General features: G+C 32.8%; 22 protein-coding genes and 1 pseudogene. 11 read left to right on the plus strand and 12 right to left on the minus strand.

The features are described from left to right. Positions 1–25: 25 nt before the first annotated feature. Positions 26–751: an SGNH/GDSL hydrolase family protein gene (locus ACJJVP_RS09255; RefSeq protein ID WP_405413014.1), complete on the minus strand. Its 726-nt coding sequence runs from the start codon at positions 749–751 to the stop codon at positions 26–28. A gap of 211 nt (positions 752–962) precedes the next feature. Between ACJJVP_RS09255 and ACJJVP_RS09260 the strand changes: the two genes are divergently transcribed. From ACJJVP_RS09260 to lipB, 3 genes are read left to right on the plus strand one after another with little or no spacing between them, the layout of a single operon-like run. After that, on the plus strand, positions 963–1,118 hold the full coding sequence (locus ACJJVP_RS09260; protein WP_073240341.1) for a YqaE/Pmp3 family membrane protein: 156 nt from the start codon (positions 963–965) through the stop codon (positions 1,116–1,118). An 11-nt stretch (positions 1,119–1,129) separates the two neighbouring features. Beyond that, positions 1,130–1,867: a hypothetical protein gene (locus tag ACJJVP_RS09265; RefSeq protein WP_405413016.1), complete on the plus strand. Its 738-nt coding sequence runs from the start codon at positions 1,130–1,132 to the stop codon at positions 1,865–1,867. Positions 1,868–1,893: 26 nt separating this feature from the next. Continuing rightward, on the plus strand, positions 1,894–2,607 hold the full coding sequence (lipB, locus tag ACJJVP_RS09270) for a lipoyl(octanoyl) transferase LipB (protein WP_405413019.1): 714 nt from the start codon (positions 1,894–1,896) through the stop codon (positions 2,605–2,607). Between the two features lie 29 nt (positions 2,608–2,636). On the opposite strand, the gene ACJJVP_RS09275 is transcribed toward lipB, so the two are convergent. From ACJJVP_RS09275 to ACJJVP_RS09285, 3 genes are all read right to left on the minus strand, one after another. Continuing rightward, entirely contained in the window at positions 2,637–3,302 is a 666-nt protein-coding gene (locus ACJJVP_RS09275; protein WP_405413022.1) for a hypothetical protein, read from the minus strand. Between the two features lie 119 nt (positions 3,303–3,421). Further along, positions 3,422–4,120, minus strand: coding sequence for a hypothetical protein (locus ACJJVP_RS09280; protein ID WP_405413024.1), 699 nt, complete (start codon positions 4,118–4,120; stop codon positions 3,422–3,424). 129 nt (positions 4,121–4,249) lie between these two features. Continuing rightward, positions 4,250–4,636 carry a hypothetical protein gene (locus ACJJVP_RS09285; protein ID WP_405413027.1) on the minus strand — a complete coding sequence of 129 codons (387 nt, stop codon included), beginning with the start codon at positions 4,634–4,636 and terminating at the stop codon, positions 4,250–4,252. A 214-nt stretch (positions 4,637–4,850) separates the two neighbouring features. Between ACJJVP_RS09285 and ACJJVP_RS09290 the strand changes: the two genes are divergently transcribed. Next, on the plus strand, positions 4,851–5,429 hold the full coding sequence (locus ACJJVP_RS09290) for an RNA polymerase sigma factor (RefSeq protein WP_405413030.1): 579 nt from the start codon (positions 4,851–4,853) through the stop codon (positions 5,427–5,429). Beyond that, entirely contained in the window at positions 5,426–6,154 is a 729-nt protein-coding gene (locus ACJJVP_RS09295) for a tetratricopeptide repeat protein (protein ID WP_405413032.1), read from the plus strand. The genes ACJJVP_RS09290 and ACJJVP_RS09295 overlap by 4 nt, the downstream gene beginning before the upstream one ends. Here ACJJVP_RS09295 and ACJJVP_RS09300 read toward each other — a convergent pair. From ACJJVP_RS09300 to ACJJVP_RS09320, 5 genes are all read right to left on the minus strand, one after another. Then, on the minus strand, positions 6,151–8,919 hold the full coding sequence (locus ACJJVP_RS09300; RefSeq protein WP_405413033.1) for a CHAT domain-containing protein: 2,769 nt from the start codon (positions 8,917–8,919) through the stop codon (positions 6,151–6,153). The two genes, ACJJVP_RS09295 and ACJJVP_RS09300, sit on opposite strands and share 4 nt — an antisense overlap. A 77-nt stretch (positions 8,920–8,996) precedes the next feature. Further along, on the minus strand, positions 8,997–9,617 hold the full coding sequence (locus ACJJVP_RS09305) for a hypothetical protein (protein ID WP_405413035.1): 621 nt from the start codon (positions 9,615–9,617) through the stop codon (positions 8,997–8,999). 183 nt (positions 9,618–9,800) lie between these two features. Further along, a complete protein-coding gene (locus ACJJVP_RS09310; RefSeq protein ID WP_405413037.1) occupies positions 9,801–10,637 on the minus strand; it encodes a DUF6597 domain-containing transcriptional factor in 837 nt (278 codons plus the stop codon). Between the two features lie 85 nt (positions 10,638–10,722). After that, positions 10,723–12,216 (minus strand): OmpA family protein, encoded by a 1,494-nt coding sequence (locus ACJJVP_RS09315; protein ID WP_405413040.1) that lies wholly within the window; start codon positions 12,214–12,216, stop codon positions 10,723–10,725. A 32-nt stretch (positions 12,217–12,248) separates the two neighbouring features. Beyond that, the gene (locus tag ACJJVP_RS09320) at positions 12,249–12,953 is read right to left on the minus strand and encodes a DUF4412 domain-containing protein (protein ID WP_405413042.1); all 705 of its coding nucleotides are present in this window, start codon (positions 12,951–12,953) and stop codon (positions 12,249–12,251) included. 320 nt (positions 12,954–13,273) lie between these two features. On the opposite strand from ACJJVP_RS09320, the pseudogene ACJJVP_RS09325 reads away from it, so the two are divergent. Further along, positions 13,274–13,530, plus strand: a pseudogene (locus ACJJVP_RS09325) (lipoyl protein ligase domain-containing protein); the annotation flags it as partial. Positions 13,531–13,577: 47 nt separating this feature from the next. Here ACJJVP_RS09325 and ACJJVP_RS09330 read toward each other — a convergent pair. The 3 genes from ACJJVP_RS09330 to ACJJVP_RS09340 all read right to left on the minus strand — a co-directional run bounded on the left by ACJJVP_RS09330 (position 13,578) and on the right by ACJJVP_RS09340 (position 17,466). Next, the gene (locus ACJJVP_RS09330; protein WP_405413045.1) at positions 13,578–14,264 is read right to left on the minus strand and encodes a hypothetical protein; all 687 of its coding nucleotides are present in this window, start codon (positions 14,262–14,264) and stop codon (positions 13,578–13,580) included. A gap of 124 nt (positions 14,265–14,388) precedes the next feature. Further along, positions 14,389–16,761, minus strand: coding sequence for a ribonuclease HII (locus tag ACJJVP_RS09335; protein ID WP_405413047.1), 2,373 nt, complete (start codon positions 16,759–16,761; stop codon positions 14,389–14,391). Positions 16,762–16,884: 123 nt separating this feature from the next. Then, entirely contained in the window at positions 16,885–17,466 is a 582-nt protein-coding gene (locus ACJJVP_RS09340) for a ribonuclease HII (RefSeq protein WP_405413049.1), read from the minus strand. A gap of 207 nt (positions 17,467–17,673) precedes the next feature. Here ACJJVP_RS09340 and ACJJVP_RS09345 point away from each other — a divergent pair, with 207 nt between their 5' ends. From ACJJVP_RS09345 to ACJJVP_RS09365, 5 genes are all read left to right on the plus strand, one after another. Further along, complete coding sequence (locus tag ACJJVP_RS09345; RefSeq protein ID WP_405413051.1) at positions 17,674–20,739, plus strand: SusC/RagA family TonB-linked outer membrane protein; 3,066 nt, start codon at positions 17,674–17,676, stop codon at positions 20,737–20,739. 19 nt (positions 20,740–20,758) lie between these two features. Next, positions 20,759–22,195, plus strand: a complete 1,437-nt coding sequence (locus ACJJVP_RS09350) for a RagB/SusD family nutrient uptake outer membrane protein (RefSeq protein WP_405413053.1) — start codon at positions 20,759–20,761, stop codon at positions 22,193–22,195. 12 nt (positions 22,196–22,207) lie between these two features. Further along, the gene (locus ACJJVP_RS09355; RefSeq protein ID WP_405413056.1) at positions 22,208–22,945 is read left to right on the plus strand and encodes a DUF1735 domain-containing protein; all 738 of its coding nucleotides are present in this window, start codon (positions 22,208–22,210) and stop codon (positions 22,943–22,945) included. 104 nt (positions 22,946–23,049) lie between these two features. Continuing rightward, entirely contained in the window at positions 23,050–24,432 is a 1,383-nt protein-coding gene (locus tag ACJJVP_RS09360; protein ID WP_405413059.1) for an aryl-sulfate sulfotransferase, read from the plus strand. A gap of 79 nt (positions 24,433–24,511) precedes the next feature. Then, positions 24,512–25,222 carry a hypothetical protein gene (locus ACJJVP_RS09365; RefSeq protein ID WP_405413062.1) on the plus strand — a complete coding sequence of 237 codons (711 nt, stop codon included), beginning with the start codon at positions 24,512–24,514 and terminating at the stop codon, positions 25,220–25,222. Positions 25,223–25,242 lie beyond the last annotated feature (20 nt).

Below are 25,242 nucleotides of genomic sequence, written 5' to 3' on the forward strand. Positions count from 1 at the left end.
AGCTGGCAAATATAATCGATATGTCTTAATCTTTCAATCTTGTGGACACTAAAGGATAGAGTCTTTCAACAAATTTTTCATATGCTAGTGCCGATGGGTGCAAACCGTCATTGGCAACCAATTCTTTTTCGTCTAATCCTCTTCGGGTAACATCCGTAATATCAAGAAAAGTAACTCCTTTTGCTTTCGCTGTAGATTTTGCAAAATTGTTGTATCCGTCAAGTTCAATTGAGATTAGTTCATTACCATTACTTTGTCCGTATGGTGTAAAATAGTAATCAGGAATTGAAAGAACGATTACCTTGTTGGAATCATTGCCAGCTAGGCTGATAGCTTTATTTAATAATACTTCAAATTCGGCTTCATATTGAGAAAATGGTCTAGACTGAAACTGGTTGTTTACACCGATCAACAACGTTACCAAATTATAATTCGCAGATACTCGATTGCCAATAGAGGCGATAAGTTGGTCTGTTCTCCATCCCGTTTGGGCAATAACGGTTGTGTTGACCACAAGACCTTTGTTTTTCTCTATTTCTGTACTTAATTGAGCAGGGAAACTATCTTCAAAAGCAACGCTCTCCCCAACGGTATAACTATCACCAAGAGCCAAATAGGTAATAATTTCTTGATCAATTGTAGTATTCTCTAATTGTTCAGGTCTTATTTCTTCGGTTTGACTGCATGATGTTAAAAAGCTAAATAGAAAAGCAACTAAGGTCAAATTATAAAGCATGTGTGAGTATTTCATGTTTACTTAACGTAATGACTATTGTAAAGGTTCTAAAAGTTAGCATAAATACTTAATTAAATGAAGGCTGTAGAAGGGATAAGAGAATAAGAATAAAGAATATTGTTCTGAGCATTGGTAGCGTTCTGGTCAATAAAATTTGCGGATTTTGTAACAAAGCGTTTGCAATTGCGACTTATAAGGTACATCAATCAATCAAAATAATAATCAAATGAGTTTAATTAGAGTATTACTAGCCATATTTTTTCCACCTTTAGCAGTTCTAGGTAAAGGTTGCGGTTCTTTTGTAATTGTTCTACTTTTGACTTTTTGCGGCTGGGTACCAGGGGTAATTGCTGCATTGGTCATACTGAACAATCCTAACTAGAACCAAAATACATGAGACTTTTTAAAATATTAGCTGTTGTTGTTATAACAGTATGTATTGCTGCCTGTAACTTTACAGAAGAGATTTATTTCAATGAGGACGGGTCAGGTAAAATGAGTATACTTTTCGATGGTGATGAAATGATGCAAATGATACCAGAAACCGATTCAACAGAATTGGATAAGGCAATAGATTCTACTTTGGTTTTTAAAGACTTATTACGGGAGAAAAAGGATAGTATAGCGCAGTTGTCGCCAGAAGAGCAAGCTAAGCTTAAAAGATTAGAGCCTTTCAGCTTACGTATGATAGTAGATCCAGAAGGCGGAGTCATGAATTTTAATATGTTTACAGACTTTAAGAAAGTGTCTGAAGTTAATGATGCGTTCAACGCTTTCCAAAATGCAAGTTCAGTTGGTCCTATTGCAGGTGGTAAAACGATGCCAGGTGGAGCTACAGAAGAAACGACAACAGTCAATTATAGTTTTAAAAAGAACACATTCAAGCGTGAGACCGTTATTTTAAATCAAGAATTGTTTGAACAAAGTATAGACAGCTTGGCAAGTGCCGAAATGTTTTTATCTGGGTCTACATATACATTTAAGTATCATTTTCCAAGAAGGGTAAAATCTACTAATATTGAAGAAGCCACATTTTCAATGGATGGTAAAACCATGATACATGAAGTCAATTTCTTGACCATGATGAAAGACCCAGAATCTATGGTCATCGAAGTAGAGTTAGAAAAATAGGTTTTTGCTTTTCATATCTTTGTAAGATGAATAAGAAGGTGCGCATACAAGATTTAGGTCTTAAAGATTATAAAGAAACTTGGAACTACCAAGAACAACTGTTTCAAGAAACTCTTGACCTTAAAATAAGGAATAGAAGAGAGGAGCTGAATTTAGAGACTCCAAATCATTTTCTTTTTGTGGAACACCCACATGTTTATACACTAGGTAAAAGTGGGGATATTTCTAATCTGCTGGTAGATGAAAAAGTATTGGCATCTAAAGGCGCAACTTTTTACAAGATAAATAGGGGAGGAGATATTACCTATCATGGTCCTGGGCAAATAGTGGGTTACCCTATATTGGATTTAGATAACTTCTTTACTGATATTCATAAATACCTTCGTTTTTTGGAGGAAATGGTTATTTTAACTTTAGCGGAGTACGGAATGAAATCTGAACGATCACCAGGAGAAACCGGAGTGTGGTTAGATGTTGGTACTCCGTTTGCACGTAAAATATGTGCTATGGGTGTACGGGCCAGCAGATGGGTGACCATGCATGGTTTTGCATTGAACGTAAATGCAGATTTGGGTTATTTTGATATGATGATCCCATGCGGAATAAAAGGTAAAGCAGTTACTTCCTTGAATGTGGAATTGGGCAAGAAGGAAGTGGATATGGATGAAGTGAAGCAGAAATTGCTTAAACATTTTCTTATACTGTTTGAAGCTGAAATAAATGAAAAAACCGAGGTGTAAGCCTCGGGTTTTTTTATACTTTTATTGGTTTAATATTCTAGCCCGTAATAATCCATAACTTCGTAGTAACTCATTTCTAAAATACTTGTACTGTTTTTCGAAGTTAACCCAGCAGGAACAACAATATATCTGATAGATGTAAAATAAGGATCTCCTACTCCAGTGGTGCCATCGTTACTATCGCATAGGATTCTTAATGAACCCATTGAAATCCATGAAAAATTCTGATTTAAAAATGGGAAACTCGAAGGGATGCCCCAAATTTCATCACCTTTTTTTCCATAAAAGATAATAAGACCTGTATCAAGAATTTCAGGTGTTATTTCTGGAGCTGTAATTTCGAAACTTCTTCTAACATCGTCTACTGTGCCATCATAAGTAGCATTTAACCATTCTGAAGCGATAACATTGGCATTGCCATCCTCTCCGTCTTCGCCATCAGTTCCATTTGTACCATTAGTTCCGTCTTCGCCAGCAGGTCCGGTTGCACCGGTCTCTCCCTGTTCTCCTTGCGGGCCGGGTACGCCTAGTGCTTCTCCATCTTCACCTGCGGGTCCTTGTTCACCATCTTCGCCCTGTATACCCTGTTCACCTTGTGGACCAATAGGACCAATGTCCCCATCTTTAGAGCATGAGGTAAATGAGATGGCGAATACTAAAATTGCGCATTTGATAAAATTTGTTGTAGTCTTCATTATTAAATTTTTAAAGGTTATTTCTTATTAATGAAGCTTTGGAATAAAGGTTAACATACACGCATAAAAAAAACCGAGGTATAAGCCTCGGTTTTTTCTTTTAATTAAAATAGCGTATGTTAATTCAGCCCTAGGTAATCCATAACTTCATGGTAGTTAGAAAGATTTACGCCGTTCTCTTTCATTCCGCTTATAGTATACCTGTTACTTTCTCCTGATTTAAGTGAAAGGTAAGCAGGGGCTATTAATAAATAGCGAACAAAACCATCGGTAGGGTCAATAGTGTCTACTGTATCTGGGTTGCCCATTTCAGTAATTTTATATTCGCCAATAGACATTCTTTGTTCCATGGTAAAAGACCTGAATAAAGGCTCTGTAAAAGGAATAGCATAGACTTCAGAAAAAGTATCGGAAAATGAGAAATAACCTAGAACAGTATAATTATTTAATACATCTTGTGTAATTCTAGAATCACTTATAGTGACGGTTGCAGCAGAGTAAGAATAGTTGTCAGGAAAGTCTGCAACTAACCAACTTGACGCTACAACATTGGCATTGCCATCCTCTCCGTCTTCACCGTTAGTTCCATCTTCACCCGCAGGTCCGGTTGCACCGGTCTCTCCTTGTTCTCCCTGCGGACCGGGCACTCCTAGCGCTTCCCCGTCTTCCCCGGCAGGTCCTTGTTCACCATCTTCACCCTGTATTCCCTGTTCACCTTGTGGACCAATAGGACCAATATCTCCATCCTTAGAGCATGATGTAAATGAAATGGCGAATATTAAAACTGCGCATTTAATAAAATTTGATGTAGTCTTCATTATTAAAATTTTTAAGGTTATTTTCTTTTAATGAAGCTTGAGAATAAAGGTTAACATCAGCGCATAAAAAAAGCAAAGTATACACCTCACTTTCTTTTTGTTTAATTAAAAGTTCGAAATATATACGCACTATTTATTAGGGTCATTTTTTGTTTTCTCTAGTGCATTTTCTAACATTTTTCCGACCGCAATTTTTAATGAATCTTTTTTCTTTGGATCTGCGCTAAGATTATAAATGTTATACTGTTCAATTAATGATTTTTTTTGTTCCTCGGGTAAGTCCATTTTAAGAATTAAATCTTTATAATTTGTTGCGCCTTTGGTTGGGTTATTTTGACCTGCATTACCTAAATCAAATATTTGACCATATATTTTGGTTTGCTGATCCAACATGTTTGTTTGTTTCTTATCGGTATTGGTCTTTACAGATTTTTGCTTGCTAACTTCAGTTTCCACTTGTCCTTGACAAGAGGTAATAAACCCTAATAGGCAAATACTTACTACTAATTTTTTCATGATCAACTTTTGTTATGGTTTCTATTTAATGAATTGTTGTAAACAAGGTTAACATAACTGCCTTAGTTTTTAAACTGATATTCGTATTATGGTTTTACAACTTAATAGGTGTTTCTTTTGATTATTAGGTATTGGGTGAATAATAGAATAGTCATTTTAAAAAATGCTAAATTCGCTAAGTAGATGTTAACCTCTTAGAATACTGAACATTAAAGTGAAAGAAAAGCAAGAAAAAATAACACTGGAAGATTTAAAGCTAGGATCTGATATACTATTAAAAAGAGTATATGAAGAGAATCGTTCTAAGTTTTTAAACTTTGCTCGTCGTTATAATTTGACGGAAGAAGAAAATATTGATATTTATCAAGATGCATATGTCATTTTCTATGATAACATAATGAGTGGAAAAGTAGAAAGTTTTACCAGTAGTATTTCAACTTATCTTTTTGGTATTGGCAAATATTTAATTTTTGACAAGATGAGAAAGAATAAAAAAACGGTAGGTTCAAATTACGAATTAGATCTTGTTAAGGGCGACTCGCAGGCAATTGAAGAAATAGAATTAGAAGAGCAATCGCTTTCAAAAGAACAAGAATTATTGAAAAGACATTTTAATTCGTTAGGTGATAAATGTAAAGAGTTGTTAACCTTATTTTATTATCGTGGATTCACAATAGAAGAGATTATGCAACATGAAAATTATAAAAGTGAAAATGTAGTTAAGGCAACAAAATCTCGCTGTATGAAAACATTAAGAGAACGAATTCAAGCTAATAACCCCAATAGAATATGAATAAAGAACTTTTATTATATCAATATTTTGCAAATCAACTTTCTGAAAGTGAGCAAAAGCTTTTTAATGATTTGTTAGAGAGTGATATGGATTTTAAGGCACAGTTTAAATTCGAATCGGATTTAAAACGAGTTATTTCAAAAAATGAAAATGACAACTTAAAGAAAAAATTGGTTGGTTTTGAAAATGAAATAAAGAGTGCTAATCCTAATTCAAAAACCAATGTTGGTTTATGGTCAATGGCGGCGTCTTTTGCCTTGTTGATTGCTTTAGGCTATTTAGCTTACACCACTTTTGCTGGTCCGAATTATGATTCGTTATATGCCTCTAATTTTGAAACATATCCAAATACTGTATATACAATAACTAGAAGTGATAACGTCGAAACAATTGCAAGAAATGCTTTTGCAGCGTATGAAGCAAATAACCATGAAATCGCCGTTGTTGCATTTTTAAGTTTAAAGAAACAAGAAGAAACAGCCCAAATCGACTTTTATTTAGCACAATCTTACCTCAACTTAGGTAAAGAAAAAGAGGCTATTGAGACGTTAAAAAATGTTATAGATAATGACATAGAGTTTAAGGCAGAAGCGCATTGGTATTTAGCTTTAGCTTATCTTAAAGAAGAAGATAGAGTGAATGCAATAGCAACATTAAAAAATCTTATCGAAGATTTTGATTACAAAAAGGATAAGGCACAAGAGTTACTCATAGAACTGAATTAAGTATTTTTCGATTTTAGCTTAAAATATAAAACCATGCCGGTAAGTATAAAGAAAGCACAAATAATTACCCAGACCCAATTTGAAGTAACTGCCAAAGGCATGGTGTTCCCGGAGATTACGAAACCTGACCAATAATAAGGGTGCGATAAACCGTTATCACGATTATGGTTTACAAATTTTATTTGAGATTTTTGGAGCGCTAAATCTTTTGTGTCTCCATTAGATAAATTATGGTAGAAATCCCCCATTAAGTTAGCGGTGCTTGCATCATTAATTTTCCATAATGTACTGGAAATGCTTGCCGCTCCACTATAGAAGAAGCCTCTTGCTAAACTCAAAAAACCTTCTCCTTTTTTTAAATTACCTAAGCCAGTTTCACAGGCACTTAAAGTAACTAAGTCGGCATTAATTTGAAGATTATATAGGTCGGCTACATAAAGTAAATCTTCTTCTTTATCTGTATTTTGAGAAAAGGCTAGATAAGAAAATTCTGGAACCGTATCGTTAAATATGGCATGTGTGGCCAAGTGAATTATTCCATAATTAGATAATTGTGACTTAAAATTAAAAAGAGAAGCTTCTTTATCAATGAAAGAATTACCATTGAAATTAGACAATATTTGCGCCACCTCTCTTTTATTATTAAGTAAAGGGAGAAGTTTACCACGGTCTACATTAGTAATATCAATAGTACCATCAAAACTAGGGGCGAAAGCTAATATTTTATCATATTTTGGTTGTCGTTGGCTTAATTCTAAAAGTAAGGTAGCTGAATTGGTGTAACTAATAGAATGATTTTCGGTCAAGTAGGTCACCTCTTTAGAATTAGTATTTAAGGCTGCAAATGAGATGTAATTTAAAAGTCCGTCAGAGGTGATAATTAGTTTTTTATGGCTTTTATTTTTTATAATGGGTTCTAATAAATGCGTGTATATTTTATAACTTTCTTGATTTAAAACCGCTATATCCGATTTTGGGTCAGATAGCATGCGATACACATTCGATATTTTTGTTTCAAGTTTTGTGTCTATAGGAAATTGGAATATTTTTTTAGAAGTATTATCTATGCTAATCGCGTAAATTGAGGTGTCACCATAGAAAAACGAAATTAATAGTTCATCTGTTTTTAAAAAATCTTGTGTTTTTGTAAGCGATATGACGTCGGTGCCATACTTTAAATTGTAATATGACGGATATTTAGATTCTATATTTTGAATAAGCTTAAGATGCTTGTTTTTTAGTGCTAATAACTGCCCTTCCAATAAATAGTTATCAGTTTTTGAATTATTTATTTTTTTTTCGGCATACGTGATTTTCGCTTTCAATTGACTTTCATGTTCTAATACTTCATGAGGAATATTTGCGAATTCTGTCGCTTTTGCGTTGAGTAAAGCTTCTAATAATAGTACCGATTTGCTTTTCTCTAAGTAATAAAAAGCTTTATCGATTAAGGCGGTATCCTTATTTTTTTCATTCAAATTATATATGGCATCTAGGCCAGATTCGAATAGCGGAAAAGTGTTTTCTATTAATAGTAATTTATCATTATGACTTTTAAACGAGGGTTTTAAGCTGTCAAGTATTGTAATAGCATGGTCGGTAGATGCTATAGTCGTATCATAAGAGTTTATGGCATTTAAAGCAGAATTTTTGTTTTTAAGGGTTTTCAAAATTGAGGTGCTATTGGCATAACGGCCAGATAACTGATGAATAGCGAGCTCATACATTTCTAAAGCCATATTAGGCTTATCTGCCGCCATTGAGGCAACTCCTATTTTATTATAAACCGTTGCAAACTCATCATGTTTTTTTTCTCCCCATTTATGTTTAAGCTCTAAAGCTGCTTTTTTATATTCAGTAATAGCTAAATCGTGTTCACCATTTTTTTGATACACTCCTGCTTTTGCCTGATAATACTTATGTCTGAAAGGGTGTTCTTGGGGAAGTCTGCTTTCAATTAGATTCAAATAGTGGTTTGCACTATCTAATTGTGACAGTTGAACATAATTTTCCACAAGATGAAAGCCATCTGTTATTAAGCTGTTTAGACTACCACCTTCATCAATATCTAATTTTAATGATTTTAAAAGATAATCATTTGAAATTTCATATTTCTTTTCCCTTTTATAGACTTCAGCTAATAAACTGTAATTTCTATGAAGGGTACGTTCATCTTCTGGTATGCTTGATTTTAAGAATCTTATATTTCTAAGATAAAATTGTTTGGCTAATTCGTATTTACCTTCATTACTATACATTTTCGCTATAAAACTATAGGAAGTTGAAAGTAAGTATTTGTCGTTAGTACTGATGTTGGTGTCATTTAACTTTTCTGTTGAACTTACGATTTTGTTAAATGATTTTCTAGCGTTTAAAAATTCGTCTAGTTTAAAATAATAATTGCCTTTATCATATAAAAGTGAGTTTTCAAAAAGACGCTTTTGCGGTAAATCTTCTATTGTTTTTTTGTTGTTAAGCCATAAAGTGTCCAAAAGTGAAAGATTACTACTCATTTTTTCTAAATCATAAAAATAACCAGCCTGCCTATTCCAATTAATCAAAGTAAAGAATTCATCTTCCCATTGATTATGTGTTTTAGTTAATTGGCGAGTTTTATGTAAATAGAAATAAACAGAATCTTTATTACTATAACTAAAACTTGATAATTTTTGTGAGTATTCATCTATTTTAAAATCATAAGAATCTTCAACCTGGGCATTTAGTTGAAGAATAGGTAGAATAAGTATGAGTAAATAGTTTTTCATAATAAAAGTTGGTTTCCATAATAATGGAAACCAACATTGTAATTTTTCTAAATGCAATAATCCTTAAAAAGCAAAGATTAAAATATATAGCCGCTAAAACTATAATCTATTAAGTCGCCATAGTTATCTATTTTGCTAATTTGTATAACAACTTCTCCTTTAATATTTTGTAAATCTTTATAAGTGGCGTAAAGTAACTGATTGTTATATTCCGGTAAAGGTGAAAATTCCGGAATCGAAGAGGATAATATCTTACCATTGATATCAAAAACACTAATGTTTTTAATGTTATCGCCTTTTAAAATTAATACATACTCTAAAGAATTTTGTAGACTAAAACAATTACATGGTGGTCTTGGAATTACTGGACCAATTTTTAAACCGACTTCGTCTATATCTATAATGGCTGCAACTTGTTCGTTATATGTAACTTGTTGTGCTTTAGCTTCTAAAAGTTCTTTTTGAGCTTGGTCATAACCAGCGTCATTTGGAGAAATTGTTTTTAGTTTAGAAATTACTTCATTTAAATTTTCAATTTCTAATTCTAAATAGAATTTAAACATATCGCCTTCATAACTAAAATTAGTTTTAGTCAATATTTCATCTGTTGAATCTTTAATAGTTCCTGTGTAATCTTTTATACAAGAGCTGATTAAGAGTAAGGTAAAAGTGGTAATTAAAAATAGTTTTGTTTTCATAATGTTTTATTATTAGGTTCTTTGTTAATTAATGAACATAAACAGATAAGGTTAACATAGTGGCTAGACTATATTTCCTTTATAATAAAAGGGGAACAAAACTTTAAGGGGAATTTTAAATTGAAAATACAAAAGGTAGGATTTAAAATTTGTAAAAACCCGTCCTATTTATTGATTGGCATTTTAATTTTTGATAAATATCGGGTTGTTGACGAATGCTTCCTTTATAAATTTAAATTTATCTAAATGAAATTGTTTTGGTGATTCTCCACAATACTTTTTAAAATCTTTACTAAAATGAGCTAAGTCGTAGTAATTGAATAATGCCAGAAGTGTTTGGTGGTTGTTTTTATCTTCAATATTATATTGGGAAAATAAATTGTTAAAACGAACTATTCTATTGTATACCGATGGCGATATACCTGTTATTTCTTTAAACTTTTTTTGAAAATATCGCTCACTTACATTGAGCTTTTTTACGATTTCAGTAATGCGATAGCAACCTAAAGATTGGTCCATAATATCTATTGCAATGTCTATAAAATTTGGTACGAATCGTTTGTTATCTAATTGCTCAACAAGAAGCTGTTCGACCATTTTAATTTTTTTAATCGAATCATTTTCATTTTTATATAAGCCTTCAAAGTCTTTTAGGTCTGCACCTAAGATGATTTGCGAATCCTTAGGGTTGTTTGTGAATTTTGAAATATCCATTCCAAAAAAATGGTATAGTCCTGTTGGTTTAAAAGCCACGCCGATTAAGGCCGTAGTCTCACTATCGGAAAAAAGAATGTAGTTTTTTGTTTGTTGACCAATAGTATAAAATTTGGGTACAAACCTTTCTTCATTGTTTATGCTGCCTCTAAACCTTCCCTTGTATTGAAATACCATAAAGCCTTTTCCACTTGGTAAAACAGTTTCATGAATATTATTTTTATAGTCTTTTTGTTCCCACAATATTTCATAAAAAAAAGATATATAGGGTTGTAGTTTCTTGGTTACAGCGTGGGTAGTTAACATGTGATAGTTATTTATTGCATTTATGTGATGTAACCTGTTTACATAAATTTAGAGTAAAAAGTTTAATAAGTTGAAAATTAATGGATTAAACTTTTATAAATTCTACTCGCCTGTTGTTGGTTTTACCTTCCATGGTGTTGTTATTGTCAATAGGTTCAGTTTCCCCTTTTCCTTCGGTAAACAATCTTTTATTATCAATATTGAATTGATTAATTAAAGCTTCTTTTACTGAAGATGCCCTATTTTTTGATAATGTTAGATTTAAGGCATCATCACCATCAGCATCTGTGTGACCAATAATTTTTAGGTTAAGGTTAGTTTCTTGTTGTAAGGTATTTGCTATCTCTTTTAATACTCCGTAAGATTCTGGCTTTATTTTATCTGAACCAGAATTGAATAAAATGCCAGTTGTAGAAAATTTTCCATGTTCTAATAATTGATTTCTTAAATCTATCCCGCCCTCGGCAATTTTTAAATTAGTTATATAAATTTCATCGGTACCATCACGAATGTCTCTAGGATGAATTTTAAATGAAACTATATTTTCAGGAACTAATCTTGGTACGTCGACAACCTTGTTTTCATTGATCCACATTCTAAATCTTTTACCGTTAACAGCAATGGCTACATGGTTTTCTTGTGAAAGTATATTTCTTATATCCTTTTCAACCTCATTTCTTATAACACGTTCGCCTTCAATTCTATTTTCAATAATAAAACCAATGTCGATAAACATACATAATGGTATTTCTACCTTAGCCATGTTATTAGCTTTGTTGAACATATTATTGTCTTCTAGCCATATTTCTAATTTTGCTTGTGAGCTTGTTTTTTTATCAACTACGGTAAGCATGTCAAACTCTACAGTGTATTCTTCGGGCAGGTTAGATGGTAAGTCTGGGATATATACAGATTTACCGGCCAATTTAAACCATTTTGTATCATTGATCATTGTCAATTCTCCGGTGCCATTAGTATTCCATTTAGAAGGAAAATCTCCTAAATGGTCTAACGAAAAATCGTCTGTAATTAAGAGTTTGTTTCCTGGTACAAAATCATATTTGCTATAAATCTCTAATTCTGTAATAGCGCTTACTTCTTTGTCCGAAATGGGTTTTTGGGCATTCCTATCATTATGTGAAATTTCATTTTCTGTAGTTTCCTTATCATTTTTCTTTTTCTCCGATAATATTTTTTTAGCTGTTTTTACGCTATATTTTAAAGCTTTCTTTGCACGATTCATTTGCAAAGTGGCCTTGCCTTGTTTTAAAATATTGGCTCCTTTAATATCTGAAATAGCATCGGGAGCTGTGGTTAGTACATTTTCAGAGTCTTCAACAGTATCAATTAATACCTCATAGTCGTCTTCATCTAAAGGTTGGTCTTCTTGTGCATAATTGTCATATGCATATACCTTATCGTATAGGTCAAACGATTCATTTACAAAAGAATCTACATTTGGTATTCCGACTCTTCCAGAGGGGCGCTTTAGTCTTTTTTCCTGTGCAAACGAAAATTGAGTAATTAAAAGAACTCCAAATAGAATTACAGCTATTTTTAATTTAATTGAATGTAACATGAGTTTATGGTATTTAATTAGTTAGTGAAACTTTAAAGCCTTTCGTATTCTGATGTGTTAATTTGAAAACTTTCTCTCTCAAATTTTGTACAAGTCATAGTAGTTATTTTCTCTTTTCGTCCCCTTTTTTTTCTCGTTACAATTCTTAAGGGTAACCCAGAGTATACTGCTTTAAGTGAGTCATCGTCTAGGGTTAAACTTCTAGCTAAAATGTAGGAGAACATTGGTGATGTCATTGAGTTTTCTCCAAATGACCCTTCAATTAAACCTTCTGCAATCCATACTTCGCTTGTAAGGTTGTCGCTGGTCATTCTAAATAATGTACAATCATGACCTAATAACCTACCATAACCTGCGGACTCATGAACTTCAGGGTTTTCTAAATCGTTAGACTCTTTTAATAAACCTTGGAAACTAAAAGGCATTGTCATCAAAACTTTTTTGTCGTCGCGACCCATATAGCTGTACATTTTATTGCTAACATTGTCAAAGACAGTTATCATATCGCCTTCTGTTTTTGTACAGAAATAACCACCATTGGCAGGTAAATAATAATCAATAACAGTGCTATTCCCTCTAGGGTTTACGATTTCTAATTGATAGATGTAGTCAAAAGTATATATGTCATTTTGCGCTTTTGTGTTAGTGTAGAAAAGTAGGGTAAGCAGTACGAGAAAAAATGTAGCTCGTGAATGATTTTTAAAAACAATGCTTGAAGTTTGGTTTGTATAGGTCATAATTTTCATTTTTTAGATTACCATTTTGTTTGTTATAATGTTTTTAAATATTTATAAAGGCTATTGGATATTTGTATTCATTGAGATATAAAATCTTAAGCTCTTTATAGTTTGATGTTTTAGGTTGGTAAAGGTTAACATCTAAATGGCTTTAAATTGTTTTAATAAGTATAGTGGGCTGATTCTAGTTAAACCTTACTCTTGGAATTATTATTAAAAGAGGGTTTTAAGCTATTTGGGAATGTTACTGAGGTATAGCAGCTTGATGGTGAACGCTTAAAAAAGCACAGCGATTACCAAGAGAAACAGAAGTTTAATTTGATGTTGGTACTACGTTTGCACGCAAAATTTGTGTGATGAGAGTAAGAGCGTCACGCTGGGTGACGATGCATGGCTTTGCATTGAATGTGAATGCCGATATAGGATACTTCGATATGATGATCCCATGCGGAATAAAAGGTAAGGCTATAACTTCTTTAAATGTAGAATTAGGAAAAAAGAGATTGATCTAGATGAGGTAAGGCAAAAGTCACTAAAATATTTTCAAGCGCTTTTTAAATCGAAAATAAAGTATAAAAAACCGAGGTGTAAGCCTCGGTTCAAAATTGGTACTTGGTTAAGTTATTATTTGCTGTATGCAGTAAGTAAAGAACTGCTCATAACATCTCCATTTTTCTTGTAAGTTTCTTGTTTTACCATGCCAACACCTTCTGCAAGCCACACTCTAGATGGGTAGACTTGGTCTGCCATCATCATTTTAGAACGGTTTTCACTATATAAAACAAAACAGATATAAGTGCCGGCAGCTGTATTTATACTTTCTTTTTTCTCTACCTTTCTGTTTGTCATATCAACGTTCATATTCATGTTTATACCACTCATACTTATTGTCATGGCAACGTTGGCATCTTTCAAGTTTTGACCTACACTAAGGGAATTGGGAATTTCAATATCATTGCCAGAAATCTCAATATCCATGTCGCCGTACTGCTCCATCATTTCAGTAGGTAGTAAAGATTCGTAATCTAAAGTAACCATGTTGCCTTTACAAGTTAGATTGTAGCTTGTACTATAGATGTCTTTGCCTTTGTTGTCTTTTAAGTTTATAGACATGGTGGCAGTAGTGGTATCGCCTGTATGGTTTGCTTCTGTAACTTTATAATTACTAATACCTTCAACTTTTCCCTTTTTATTGTAATTGGTATATTCCAATGAAACACCTTTGTTCATAGGGTAAAACTTACTGCAATTGTCTTGAGCATAAAGTGAAGTTATTACGATTAAGAAAAACAGTGTAAAAATTAATTTCATTCTCATTTTGTAAATAGTTAAAATTCTGATCAACAGCTATTTAAAAATATAAAATTTAGGTGGTCTTTTAAGATTTAATGTGTAGTCGGTAAATAAAGATTTATGAATTCAATTTTCAAGTGTATTAACGTATTTTAAAAACCTTAATACTGTTATCCTGATCTTTAAATACAAACTCTGGTTTTTTATTTGAATTTATATCAGCCATATCAATTGCCGAGCTTCCAAATATTGGAAAATTAGGAATCGGCTCAGACTGACTATCGAACAGATATATTTTTTGATTTTGTATATCGGTTACCGAAACATAAATTTTATCATTAAGATAAAAAATGGTGGGTTTGGAGTATACCCCTAGTTCAAGCTCGATTTTCTTATCACGAATTTGTAACGTATTATCATTCATGAGAGCCAATGTTCTCGAAGTAGCATCCATACCATGGTCTTTAGTCAAATATAAATTACTTGAGGTTATCTTTCCTTGAGAATCAACTTGATATAGAATACCATCAATAGAAGTGAAAGTGAACTTGTTTTGATAAAGCCTTATTTCATTGTCAGAGAAAGAGAATTTATCTTTTACGTTAACTCGTGTTTTGCCAACCCTATTCGTAATTTTTAATTGACCATTGTCAAGTTTAAAAACCAGGTAATCTCTTTTTCCAATTCTAAAGTGTTGTGGGGCATCAAGAATATTGGCTTCTGCAGAATTGTAGGTAAAGCCTTTGACAATGTCACCTTTACTGTTATACATGTAAACCTTTTTACCTTGGGTGACCACTAATCTGTAGTTTTTACGTCCTTCATAGTCAAACACAGCTAAAGGATTTAAATTGCCACCAGAATATTTTTTAGTAAATGGGTCTACTTCCATGCCATTTCTATCCAAAATCAAGAATTCATTATTTGTAGTAAAAGCAAACTGTAGTTTCCCGTTTTTAAAGAGGTCAACCTGTTGAATTTTACCTTGAACAGTTCCGTTTAGTTGTTTTTTCCATAGAATTTTACCGCTAGTAGAAATTAAATACAGAATATTTTCTTGGTCTTGTACTATGATTTCTTTTTTACCTGAACTATGGTTGGTTACAAACTGGGGCAAGGTCACCAACTCAGAATCAAATTCTACTTTAAAAGCAGACGAGACGGAATTTTCTTCCTCTTCTTTTGTGTTTTTTTTGATTAAATAATTCACGTGAAAGAATCCTGCATCAGCAATTATTTGAGAACCGAAAACATAATCGTCTAGTTTACTATTTTCAAATGAGTTACTTAAAGTATTATATGCTGATTCTTTCAAAATGGAGACAAAGCCTTTTAAATTTGAAATAGATAATATACTTGAAGATGAGGTAAGTTTGTTTTTAGCATTTTTAAATAAAGTAGTTTTTTCAAAAGTATCTCCGGTTTTAATTTTGGTGATGACAGATTCTAGTGTGCTCTTAGATTTAGAAAAGAGAAAAGTGTTTTCAATAATACTGGCATATTCAAACGAATGATTTCCGATTAAAGGGGTTAACGGAGCAAAAATTTCAATATTAGGTTTTAGGGTCCAAATTTCATTACTGCTAAATTCTTCAGATGATATTTTTTCTTCGTTAATATAGTCAAGGAGGGTGGCGGTGCCATATGTTCTCAATAACAAAACATTTTCATTCTTATACTCGCTTATCCCAATTTCCTCTACGGTATTAAGTAATGAATCTAAGTTGGTGGCAGGGTAATTTCCGAGCGTTTTATTATTAGTGTATTTTTTGTAATCATCAAATCCAAAGGAAGTTATATTGTTTGCATCGCTTGGGGTCATGCTCCATATTTTGTTTACAATTGGTTTTGTTTTTTTGAAGAGGTTGAGAAAAAGATGTTTATCTAAATTTGATGTAGCCACACCGTTTAATAAAATTTCGGTATCGTTTAAAGTTAAGTCTAAGGATACCCAACTTGCTAAATTTGAAATACCTTGGTTATCAGAAAGCAATTCTTTAAAAAGAAATTCAGTATCCTCTACATTTAACCATATATTGACAACTTTATCATTGTTTGAAACGTCGTAAAATTGTTGTAGGGATTCATTTTTGATAGGATTTTCAATAGTATAGATTACATCTTGTAATAAAGTTTGGGAGGAACTTAAAAGCCAATATTTCTTTAGATAAGTGGTATAAAAAATATCTTTTTCAATTTCATATTTTTTGATGATAACATCATTATAATTAATGGTCTCTATACTTTTGTTGTTAACACTATCCAAATTGCGAATAAGTATGCTATCGCTTGATATGTAAGTGTACTGTATTTGAGTGCTATCTGTGGATAGGGCTAATAGTCCTTTTGACTTGTTGGAAAGCTTATTGAGAGGATTCAAAATCTTTTTTATATCGGCAAATGGTTTTTGCGATTCAAGAGAGCTAAAAATCTCATTAGAGGAAAGCTCGTTGTTAAGAGTTTCAAAATCGTTTATTTTAAAAACTAAGCTGGCATTAGTGGGAACTAAATCCAAGATAGAATTTTCGGATTGTTTTTTAGATGTACAAGATATGCTGACAAAAATTATTACTGCATATATTAAAGTATGCCTCATGCGAAAAGTTTGTGCAAAGTTATACTATTTGTAAAATAAACTTTAGCTGTCTGCCAAAAGCTTAAAACTCATTCTATGATATTTGGTAGGTCCGTATTTTTTAATGGCTGCTCTGTGCTCTTTAGTTGGATACCCTTTATTCTTTTTCCAGTTGTACATTGGGTATTCTTCATGTAATTTAAGCATATAGGCATCACGGGCCGTTTTTGCCAAAACGGATGCTGCTGCAATGCTTAAGTATTTTGAATCTCCCTTTATAATGCATGAATGAGGTACGTTTTTATATGGTTTAAACCTGTTTCCGTCAACAATAATATAACTAGGTATTTGAGATAATGATTTTATAGCATGATGCATACCTAAAATAGAGGCATTTAAAATATTGATTTCATCTATAATATTCGGTTGAATGTGTGCTATGGAAAAACAAACACATTCGTTCTTTAATATAGGCTCTAGTAATTCTCTTTTTTTTTCAGACAATAACTTAGAATCTGTTAAAATGGAGTTTTCGAAAGATTCTGGCAAAATGATAGCTGCTGCGGTTACAGGACCGGCTAAACAGCCTCTGCCGGCCTCATCAGTACCAGTTTCGTTAATGTTTTTGTAAAATTTAAGAAGCATTATGTTTTTTTTAACTTAAAATTTTGAATTTTAAATATTGAATTTTTGTTAAAAAATTATTTTTTATTCAGCATTATCTAATTTATTTAAAGAAAAAAATAATATTAAACGTTTTTTTAACATATTGGACGATAGAGTTAAGATAGCTTTTGGAATACTAAGCAAATTTTTGGACTTTTGGCGCAAGCTAATTCAAAAACAAATTTTATGAAACAGAAGTTGACGTGGATGTTGACACCTTTGTTGGTGCTCTTCATGACATTTTCCTTTGCACAGGAAAAAACAGTGACCGGTGTTGTAACCGATCAAAGCGGTTTACCTTTACCGGGAGTGTCCGTAGTGGTTGTTGGAACAACGAACGGATCTCAAACAGATTTTGATGGTAACTTTGCCATTAATGTAAATTCAGGTGAAAAATTAAGATTTTCTTACCTAGGTCAAAAAACAGTGACAATGAGTGTTGGTGCGTCCAATACCATAAACGTACAATTGGAAGAAGATGCAGAGGCATTAGAAGAGGTTGTTGTTGTGGGTTATGGTTCTAGGTCAAAAGAGCTTTCTACATCTGCGGTATCTACGGTATCTGCTGAAAAGATTGAAGCATTTGTACCTTCAACGAGTATCGATAACATTTTACAAGGTCAAGCGGCAGGTGTACAAGTTACTGCTGCCAATGGTAGGCCGGGTAATACTGCTTTCGTACAAATTAGAGGTGTAGGTTCTATTAACGCACAAACAACTCCTTTGTATGTAATCGATGGTGTTCCAATTCCAATCGATACAGAAAGAGATTTTAACCCAATTAGTAATTTGAATCCAAGTGATATTGAGACATTTTCAATATTAAAAGATGCGGCGACAGTTTCTAAATATGGATCTCGTGGTGCCAATGGTGTAGTTTTGATTACTACTAAAAAGGGTAAAGCTGGTGAAGCTCAAATTAAGTTTTCTTCATCTTATGGTTTTGGTGAAAAAATTCCTGATAATTTTGATGTAATGAATGCAACTCAAAAATTAGAGTTGGAGCGTCAATATGCTTCTTTAGGTGTTCCGTCGGCTGCTACTTTGCCTGGTGCGGTTTCTACTCCTGCAGAACTTGCAAGTTTAATAGCTTTAGATACAGATTGGCAAGAAGCACTTTTGAGAAATTCTGTAATTCAGTCTAACAATCTTTCGATTTCTGGTGGAGACGAAAAATTAACTTATTTCTTGTCTTTAGGTTATGATAAGAATTCGGGTATTATTGAGAATATTGATGGTTTTGAAAGAATTTCTACACGTTTAAATACCAATTATCAAGCAAAAGATTGGTTGAATATAGGTGCTAATGTGTCAGTTTCTCGTAGTACTACTGATTTACCTAGGGATAGAAACAATGTTCAGAATCCATTTAGAGCAATGTATAGTTATAACCCTTATGAGCCTTTATTTTTGACGAACGATGATGGGTCATTGGTTACAGATAGTCAAGGTGATAATGTGTACAATCCTACAAGATCAGGTTTTTCAGTTGCAAATGCCTTAATTACTGAACCAGAAGATACAAGAAATCTATTATTGATTGGTAACCTAAGTGCAGGTATGACTTTTAGTGATAAATTCTCAAACAACTTTAGTGTAGGTTTAATTAGCAACAGATATAATAGAACTAGTCGTTCTATTTCTGGTGGTGTTTTGAATTCAATAGTAGGTTCAGCTGCTTTCCCAGGAACACAGACAGATGAATTAAATGTTGATTTTGAATATAACGTGAATAACGTTTTTACTTATGCCGACACATTTAATGGTGTTCACAATTTTTCTGCAAGTTTCTTATTAGAATACAATGAGAATATTGCTACCGAATTATTGACTGCGGGTAGAGGTTTTCCTTCGCCAGACATCCCTTATTTGGCTGTTGCGGCAGAACCAACTGATGCATTTAGTACAGAGTCTAGAAGAATTTTATTTTCTCAAGGTTTATTTGCCGATTATGATTATGATGGTAAGTATATTGTTTCTGGTTCTTTAAGAAGAGATGGTTCTTCTAGGTTTGGATCTGATAATAAATTCGGATATTTCTACAGTGGTAGTGCAGCATGGAATATTGCTAATGAAAGCTTTATGGAAAATTCAATTTTCAATACTTTAAAGCTTAGAGCTTCTTACGGTACTTCTGGTAACCAAAACATAGATGATTTTCAATATTTGAACTTATTAGACTTCGAAAACACATACAACGGGCAAACAACAGCATTACCTGTAGGTGTAGGTAACCCACAGATACAATGGGAATCTCAAGCGATATTTGATATTGGTGTTGAATTTGGATTGTTTAACAATCGTTTAAACGGTGTTGTTGATTATTTTAAGAAAAACTCTAAAGACCTATTGTTAGACCGACCTATTTCTTATACCGTTGGTGATGAAGACAATTCTATTGCGTCGAACATTGGTGAGGTTCAAAATTCTGGTATTGAAATTTCTTTAAGTGGAGATGTTATTAGAACTCAGAATTTTAAATGGACACTTGGTGGTAATATTACCTTTATAGATAACGAAGTAGTTGAATTGGTTGATGATGAAGATATCATTACAGGTACTTTTGGTGATAATATTTTACGTGTTGGCGAAGAAATCAACTCTTATTACGCAGTAGAGTATGCAGGTGTTAATCCAGCAAATGGTGCACCGTTGTATTATGACTTAGATGGTAATGTGACAGAAGAATTTAGTGATAGCTTTCAGCAGATACAAGAGGGTAAATCTCCTATAGCTGATTTCGAAGGTGGTTTTTATACTGCATTCTCTTACAAAGGTTTCGGTCTTAGAGGTGATTTTGTTTATAAGGGAGGAAATTACATTTACAACTTTCAACGTTCTTCAGGTATTTCAATCGGTAATATAGCTAGTAACCAAAGAGTGGAAGCTTTCAATTACTGGAAACAACCTGGTGATACAGATGTTTTGCCTAGCCCATTATTTGAAAGTACGGCTGATCAGACTTCAACAAGATTCTTGGAAAAAGGTGATTATTTAAGATTACGTACTCTTTCATTAGATTATAATATGCCTAGAAATTTAATTGATGGTATAGGTTTGAATTCGTTAAGATTCTTCGTGTCAGGTCAAAATTTATTTACTATTACTGATTTTAATGGTGACCCTGAAGTTGGTTTAGGTTCTGCAGAATCAGGTGAACCGGGTGATAATGGTTTCGTAGCAGGTTCGTTCAACCTATTTAGCTATCCAAACACAAGGTCTTATACTTTTGGAGTAGAAGTAGGGTTTTAAAAATAAAAAAAAGATAGAAATGAAAAATAACATAAAATTATTAGTTCTTTTATTTTCGTTCGGGTTCTTTATGTCCTGCGATGATGAGTTGAATGAATTACAACCTTTTGTAGAAGGTAATCCAGAAACATTTTTTACTAGTGTTTCAGCATTTCAAAATGGTGTTGATGGCGCGTATAGACAATTATGGAACTATTATTCTGCTACCGCATCTGGTATGCAGGGTATTCCAGATATTCTTTCAGATAATGTAGTTCAAGTACAAACTGGTAGATTGTCGAATAGCACGTATTATGATTATAGATATGTTGCAAGTACTGCCGGTGTAATTGATTTGTATTGGAGTGAAGGTTACGAAGCAGTAAATGTTGCTAACCTAATTATTGATCAAATAGATAATTTAGCCGATGGTGATGATAAGAATAATATCTTAGGTCAAGCATTAGCTATTAGAGCTTGGGCTCATTTTGATTTGGTTAGGGTTTATGGAAAAATACCTACTCAATCAACAGATGCAAATACTTCTTTAGGTGTGGTTTATCTTAAAGTTGAAGATGGTGACACAGAAGATCCATTTGCAGAACCTGTAAGGGAAACTGTTGCTAGTAATTTTGCTGAAATAATCGGCGATTTAGAAAGAGCAAGTCTTTTAATTGGTGAAAATGGAGAAGGAAAATTAAATGCAGATGGTGTTTATGGTCTTCTTTCTAGAGTTTACCTTTATAATGGTGATTATCAATTAGCTATAGATGCTGCTGATCAAGTAAGTACTGCTTTAGCAACAGCCGATGATTTAGAAGATGTTTATACTGATGTTAGTGAAGCTGGTTTAGTAATTAAATTAGCAATTAACACATCTGTAGAAAGTACAGGTAATAATGTTGGGGTTTTATATAGCCAAACAACTGCTTCTGATGTATTGGAATTTGCTTTTGATTTTGATTTGTTTAATTCTTATGATGAAAACGATTTGAGATTGGATAAGATTTCTTACATCGGTGAAAACAGTGGTAACCAGTATAATGCGATTTCTAAGTTCTTAGGTGAAGTAGGTGAAGTTAATGGTCGTGTTGATATTAAGGTAATGAGAGCTGCCGAAGTTTTGTTAAACAAGGCCGAAGCACAGTTTGAGTTAGGTCAAGATGCATTATCGACGCTAAATGAATTAAGAGATTTAAGATATGTTTCTTATGATGGTGGCGAAACCGGTACAGCACTAGAAGATGCCATTCAATTCGAAAGAAGAGTTGAACTTGCTTTTGAAGGTCATAGATTTTTTGATTTAAAGCGTCGTGGAGAACCGGTTATGCGTTCTACTATGGGAGATATTATTGATGGTACTGGTACACCACCTGAGTTCCCTGTATTGGATGCTGACAATTTTAGATTTCAGTTACCTATTCCAATTGCAGAAATCAATGCTAATCAAAATATGGTTCAGAACCCTGGTTACTAAAAAAAATAAATTATGAAAAAATATATATTAATTATAGCTGTACTATTTGCTTTTGTCTCTTGTGAAGAGGAGTCAATAGTATTTGATAAAGAAAATGGCCAAACAGCTATTTCTTTTGCAACAACAGAATACAATGTATCAGTACCTACAGAAGGTTTAGATATAGAAGTACCTGTAAATGTAACCACGGTTTCTACATCAGATAGAACATTTGATGTAACCGTTAATGAAGCTACAGTAGGTGATTCTTCTAACTATGCATTAGGAAGTATAACCATACCTGCTGGTGAATATAGTGGTGTTCTAAACGTTGCTTTAAATTTCGATCCTTTAGAAGATGGTATTGTTTATACTCTTTTGGTAGATTTAACAGCACCTGCAGACGGTGTTACATATTTTGATAGTTTAGAGGTTGAATACTTCAAAGAGATTATTTGTAATGACGTTGTTGTTACTGTTGTAACCGATACTTGGGGAGCTGAAACTACTTGGGAAATTACAGACGCAGATGGTAATGTTGTAGCATCAGATGGTCCTTTTGTAAATCTTACTGGAGGTGATACTTATACGCAAGATGTATTTTTAGAAGATGGCTGTTATACATTTACTATTTTCGATGCATACGGTGATGGTCAAAGCGATGGTACTATTGTCGGTGGTTATACAATTACATGTTCTATATTAAACGTTCTTGAAGGCGGTGGAGCATTTGGTGAATCTGAAGCTAAAGAATTTTGTATAAATCAATAATGATATAGGGTTTATCATTATTTTGTTTATGAAAATCAGGCTGAAGTAATTTAGCCTGATTTTTTTTTGAACTTAATTTACTTTTAACTACTAATAATTTAAATATGAAAGACACATTTTTAATGAGATTTATCGGTCTATTTTGTATGTTGTTTTTAGTAGCTTGTTCTTCAGATGATGCTACAATTATTGAAGAAGAAAAAGATTTGGAAGAGGAGGTCGTTGAAGAAGAAATATTACCTAATGTGCCGATTGACATACTATATCCTATAGAAGGAGAAACAGGTCAAATCTTATTGCGTGAAAGTCAACTTTCAAAAGAAGGCCTTGTTTTAGTAAACGAATCTGCTGATGATCGTGTTTATTTAATGGAGAAAGATTCGGCATTGATAATACACGAATGGCAATTGCAATATGGTCTTGGTAATGATGTTGAGCTATTGTCTAATGGAAAATTATTGGCGTCATTGGGTATTGATTCTCCAGATTTTAGTTTTGGCGGTTTCGGCGGAATTATTCAACTTATTGATCCGGATAGTACTGTGGATTGGGAGTTTATTTATGCTAATGATGAGCATATAATACACCATGATGTTGAAATGTTGCCAAATGGAAATGTTTTAGCAATTGTATGGAATTTGAGAAGTGGACAAGAGTTAGATTCCATAGGTTATTTAGGTGAAGAGGAAATTATTTATACAGAGTCAATAATAGAAATAGATCCAAACACTAATGAAATAGTTTGGCTTTGGGACTCTTGGGATCACATCATACAAGATTCCGATGATTCTAAGTTGCATTTTGGCGTTGTTAGTAATCATCCAGAATTAATTGATATTAACTATATAGATGTTCTTAGGGAGACAGCAATACCAGACGGCGATATAATGCATGCTAATGGGTTTGACTATGATGAGGAGAATGATCTGATTTATTTGTCAATAAATTACTTTAGCGAAGTATGGGTTATTGATCATAGCACAACAACAGAGCAAGCAAAATCTAGTACTGGAGGAACTTACGGAAAGGGAGGAGATCTTGTATATAGATTCGGTAATCCGGCAGCTTATCAAAACACAGCGGGTGAGCGGCTGTTTTACAATAATCACTTTCCTAATATTTTAGAAAACGATGTTCCGGGTAATGGTAATATTTTAATTTTTGTAAATGGCAATGGCGAATCAGAGCAGTCTATTGTCTATGAATTAAGTATACCGACCAGTTTCAATTTAGCGGCAAATGCAAACAACGAATTAAATGTGGTATGGAGTTATACTAGAGACAATCTGTATGCGCCAAGAGTGTCTGGTGCGGTGCGTTTAGATAATGGAAATACATTAATAACCTCTGGGTCATCTGGTTTTATAGAAGTAACTAATGATGGTGAGGTAGTTTGGGAATTTACAGGTAATGGTTTTTATTGGAGATCTTATCATTATAATTTCGATAATGCTGCATTAAATTTTCTTGATAATGGAATACCTTAATCTAAATCATTTTAAGTTTTTAATAACACTATTTTAAAGCTTATTATAGAAATAAACAATTAAATTGAAAATAAAATTCATGATTAATATTTTTAGAACTTTTACAATATTATCCATTATAAGTTTTGCTTATAATAACTTAAATGCACAAAATGCATATTCGCCAATACCAGAAGAGGGTATTGTAAATTTTGTTACTAGTAGCACAGAAATCGCACCTACTAAAGCTAAGGGTTCGCCTTATTTAAATGAAGAGTTTATACATGGTGAAGTTATAGTTAACGGTAAAGTAGAAGAGATTGGAAAAATGCGCTACAATGCATATAGAAATGAGGTAGAGATTTTAGATGACATTTCTGAAGATTCTTATTATTCCCTTTTAAAGCGTGTTTATATACATGTTGAAATAGGGGGTAAGAGGTATAAGATATTTACTTATATCGATACTGATAAATCTATAAAAACTAGTTATTTTACAGATTTGAACGAAGGTAAATTAAAGTTGTTATTTAAACCAGAGGCTTTGCTGAAACAGGCTCGTAGTCCTAGTACCTCATACGAAAAATATTCCCCGCCAACATATGTATGGAATAGTTCTTATTATTTATTGGATGAGACTAACCCTGATGGTGAAAATCATGCAGTGAAGGTTCGATTGACTAAGAACCAGATTTTAGAATTTACCGGTTCAAAAAAAGAAGAAATGAAAATTTATATAAAAAATAATAAATTAAACCTTAGGCAAGAGAAAGATGTAATAAGCTTTTTGAATTATTTTAATTCGTTATAATGTATAATAAGTTATAGGTT

Origin of the sequence: Maribacter sp. Asnod1-A12, assembly GCF_045063735.1 — a bacterium.
Lineage (GTDB): Bacteria > Bacteroidota > Bacteroidia > Flavobacteriales > Flavobacteriaceae > Maribacter.

Bases quoted from the DNA above. Each gene is read 5' to 3' on its own strand.
- ACJJVP_RS09255 (WP_405413014.1), bottom strand. From the start codon at position 751: ATGAAATACTCACACATGCTTTATAATTTGACCTTAGTTGCTTTTCTA.
- ACJJVP_RS09260 (WP_073240341.1), top strand. From the start codon at position 963: ATGAGTTTAATTAGAGTATTACTAGCCATATTTTTTCCACCTTTAGCA.
- ACJJVP_RS09265 (WP_405413016.1), top strand. From the start codon at position 1,130: ATGAGACTTTTTAAAATATTAGCTGTTGTTGTTATAACAGTATGTATT.
- lipB (WP_405413019.1), top strand. From the start codon at position 1,894: ATGAATAAGAAGGTGCGCATACAAGATTTAGGTCTTAAAGATTATAAA.
- ACJJVP_RS09275 (WP_405413022.1), bottom strand. From the start codon at position 3,302: ATGAAGACTACAACAAATTTTATCAAATGCGCAATTTTAGTATTCGCC.
- ACJJVP_RS09280 (WP_405413024.1), bottom strand. From the start codon at position 4,120: ATGAAGACTACATCAAATTTTATTAAATGCGCAGTTTTAATATTCGCC.
- ACJJVP_RS09285 (WP_405413027.1), bottom strand. From the start codon at position 4,636: ATGAAAAAATTAGTAGTAAGTATTTGCCTATTAGGGTTTATTACCTCT.
- ACJJVP_RS09295 (WP_405413032.1), top strand. From the start codon at position 5,426: ATGAATAAAGAACTTTTATTATATCAATATTTTGCAAATCAACTTTCT.
- ACJJVP_RS09300 (WP_405413033.1), bottom strand. From the start codon at position 8,919: ATGAAAAACTATTTACTCATACTTATTCTACCTATTCTTCAACTAAAT.
- ACJJVP_RS09305 (WP_405413035.1), bottom strand. From the start codon at position 9,617: ATGAAAACAAAACTATTTTTAATTACCACTTTTACCTTACTCTTAATC.
- ACJJVP_RS09310 (WP_405413037.1), bottom strand. From the start codon at position 10,637: ATGTTAACTACCCACGCTGTAACCAAGAAACTACAACCCTATATATCT.
- ACJJVP_RS09315 (WP_405413040.1), bottom strand. From the start codon at position 12,216: ATGTTACATTCAATTAAATTAAAAATAGCTGTAATTCTATTTGGAGTT.
- ACJJVP_RS09320 (WP_405413042.1), bottom strand. From the start codon at position 12,953: ATGACCTATACAAACCAAACTTCAAGCATTGTTTTTAAAAATCATTCA.
- ACJJVP_RS09330 (WP_405413045.1), bottom strand. From the start codon at position 14,264: ATGAAATTAATTTTTACACTGTTTTTCTTAATCGTAATAACTTCACTT.
- ACJJVP_RS09340 (WP_405413049.1), bottom strand. From the start codon at position 17,466: ATGCTTCTTAAATTTTACAAAAACATTAACGAAACTGGTACTGATGAG.
- ACJJVP_RS09345 (WP_405413051.1), top strand. From the start codon at position 17,674: ATGAAACAGAAGTTGACGTGGATGTTGACACCTTTGTTGGTGCTCTTC.
- ACJJVP_RS09350 (WP_405413053.1), top strand. From the start codon at position 20,759: ATGAAAAATAACATAAAATTATTAGTTCTTTTATTTTCGTTCGGGTTC.
- ACJJVP_RS09355 (WP_405413056.1), top strand. From the start codon at position 22,208: ATGAAAAAATATATATTAATTATAGCTGTACTATTTGCTTTTGTCTCT.
- ACJJVP_RS09360 (WP_405413059.1), top strand. From the start codon at position 23,050: ATGAAAGACACATTTTTAATGAGATTTATCGGTCTATTTTGTATGTTG.
- ACJJVP_RS09365 (WP_405413062.1), top strand. From the start codon at position 24,512: ATGATTAATATTTTTAGAACTTTTACAATATTATCCATTATAAGTTTT.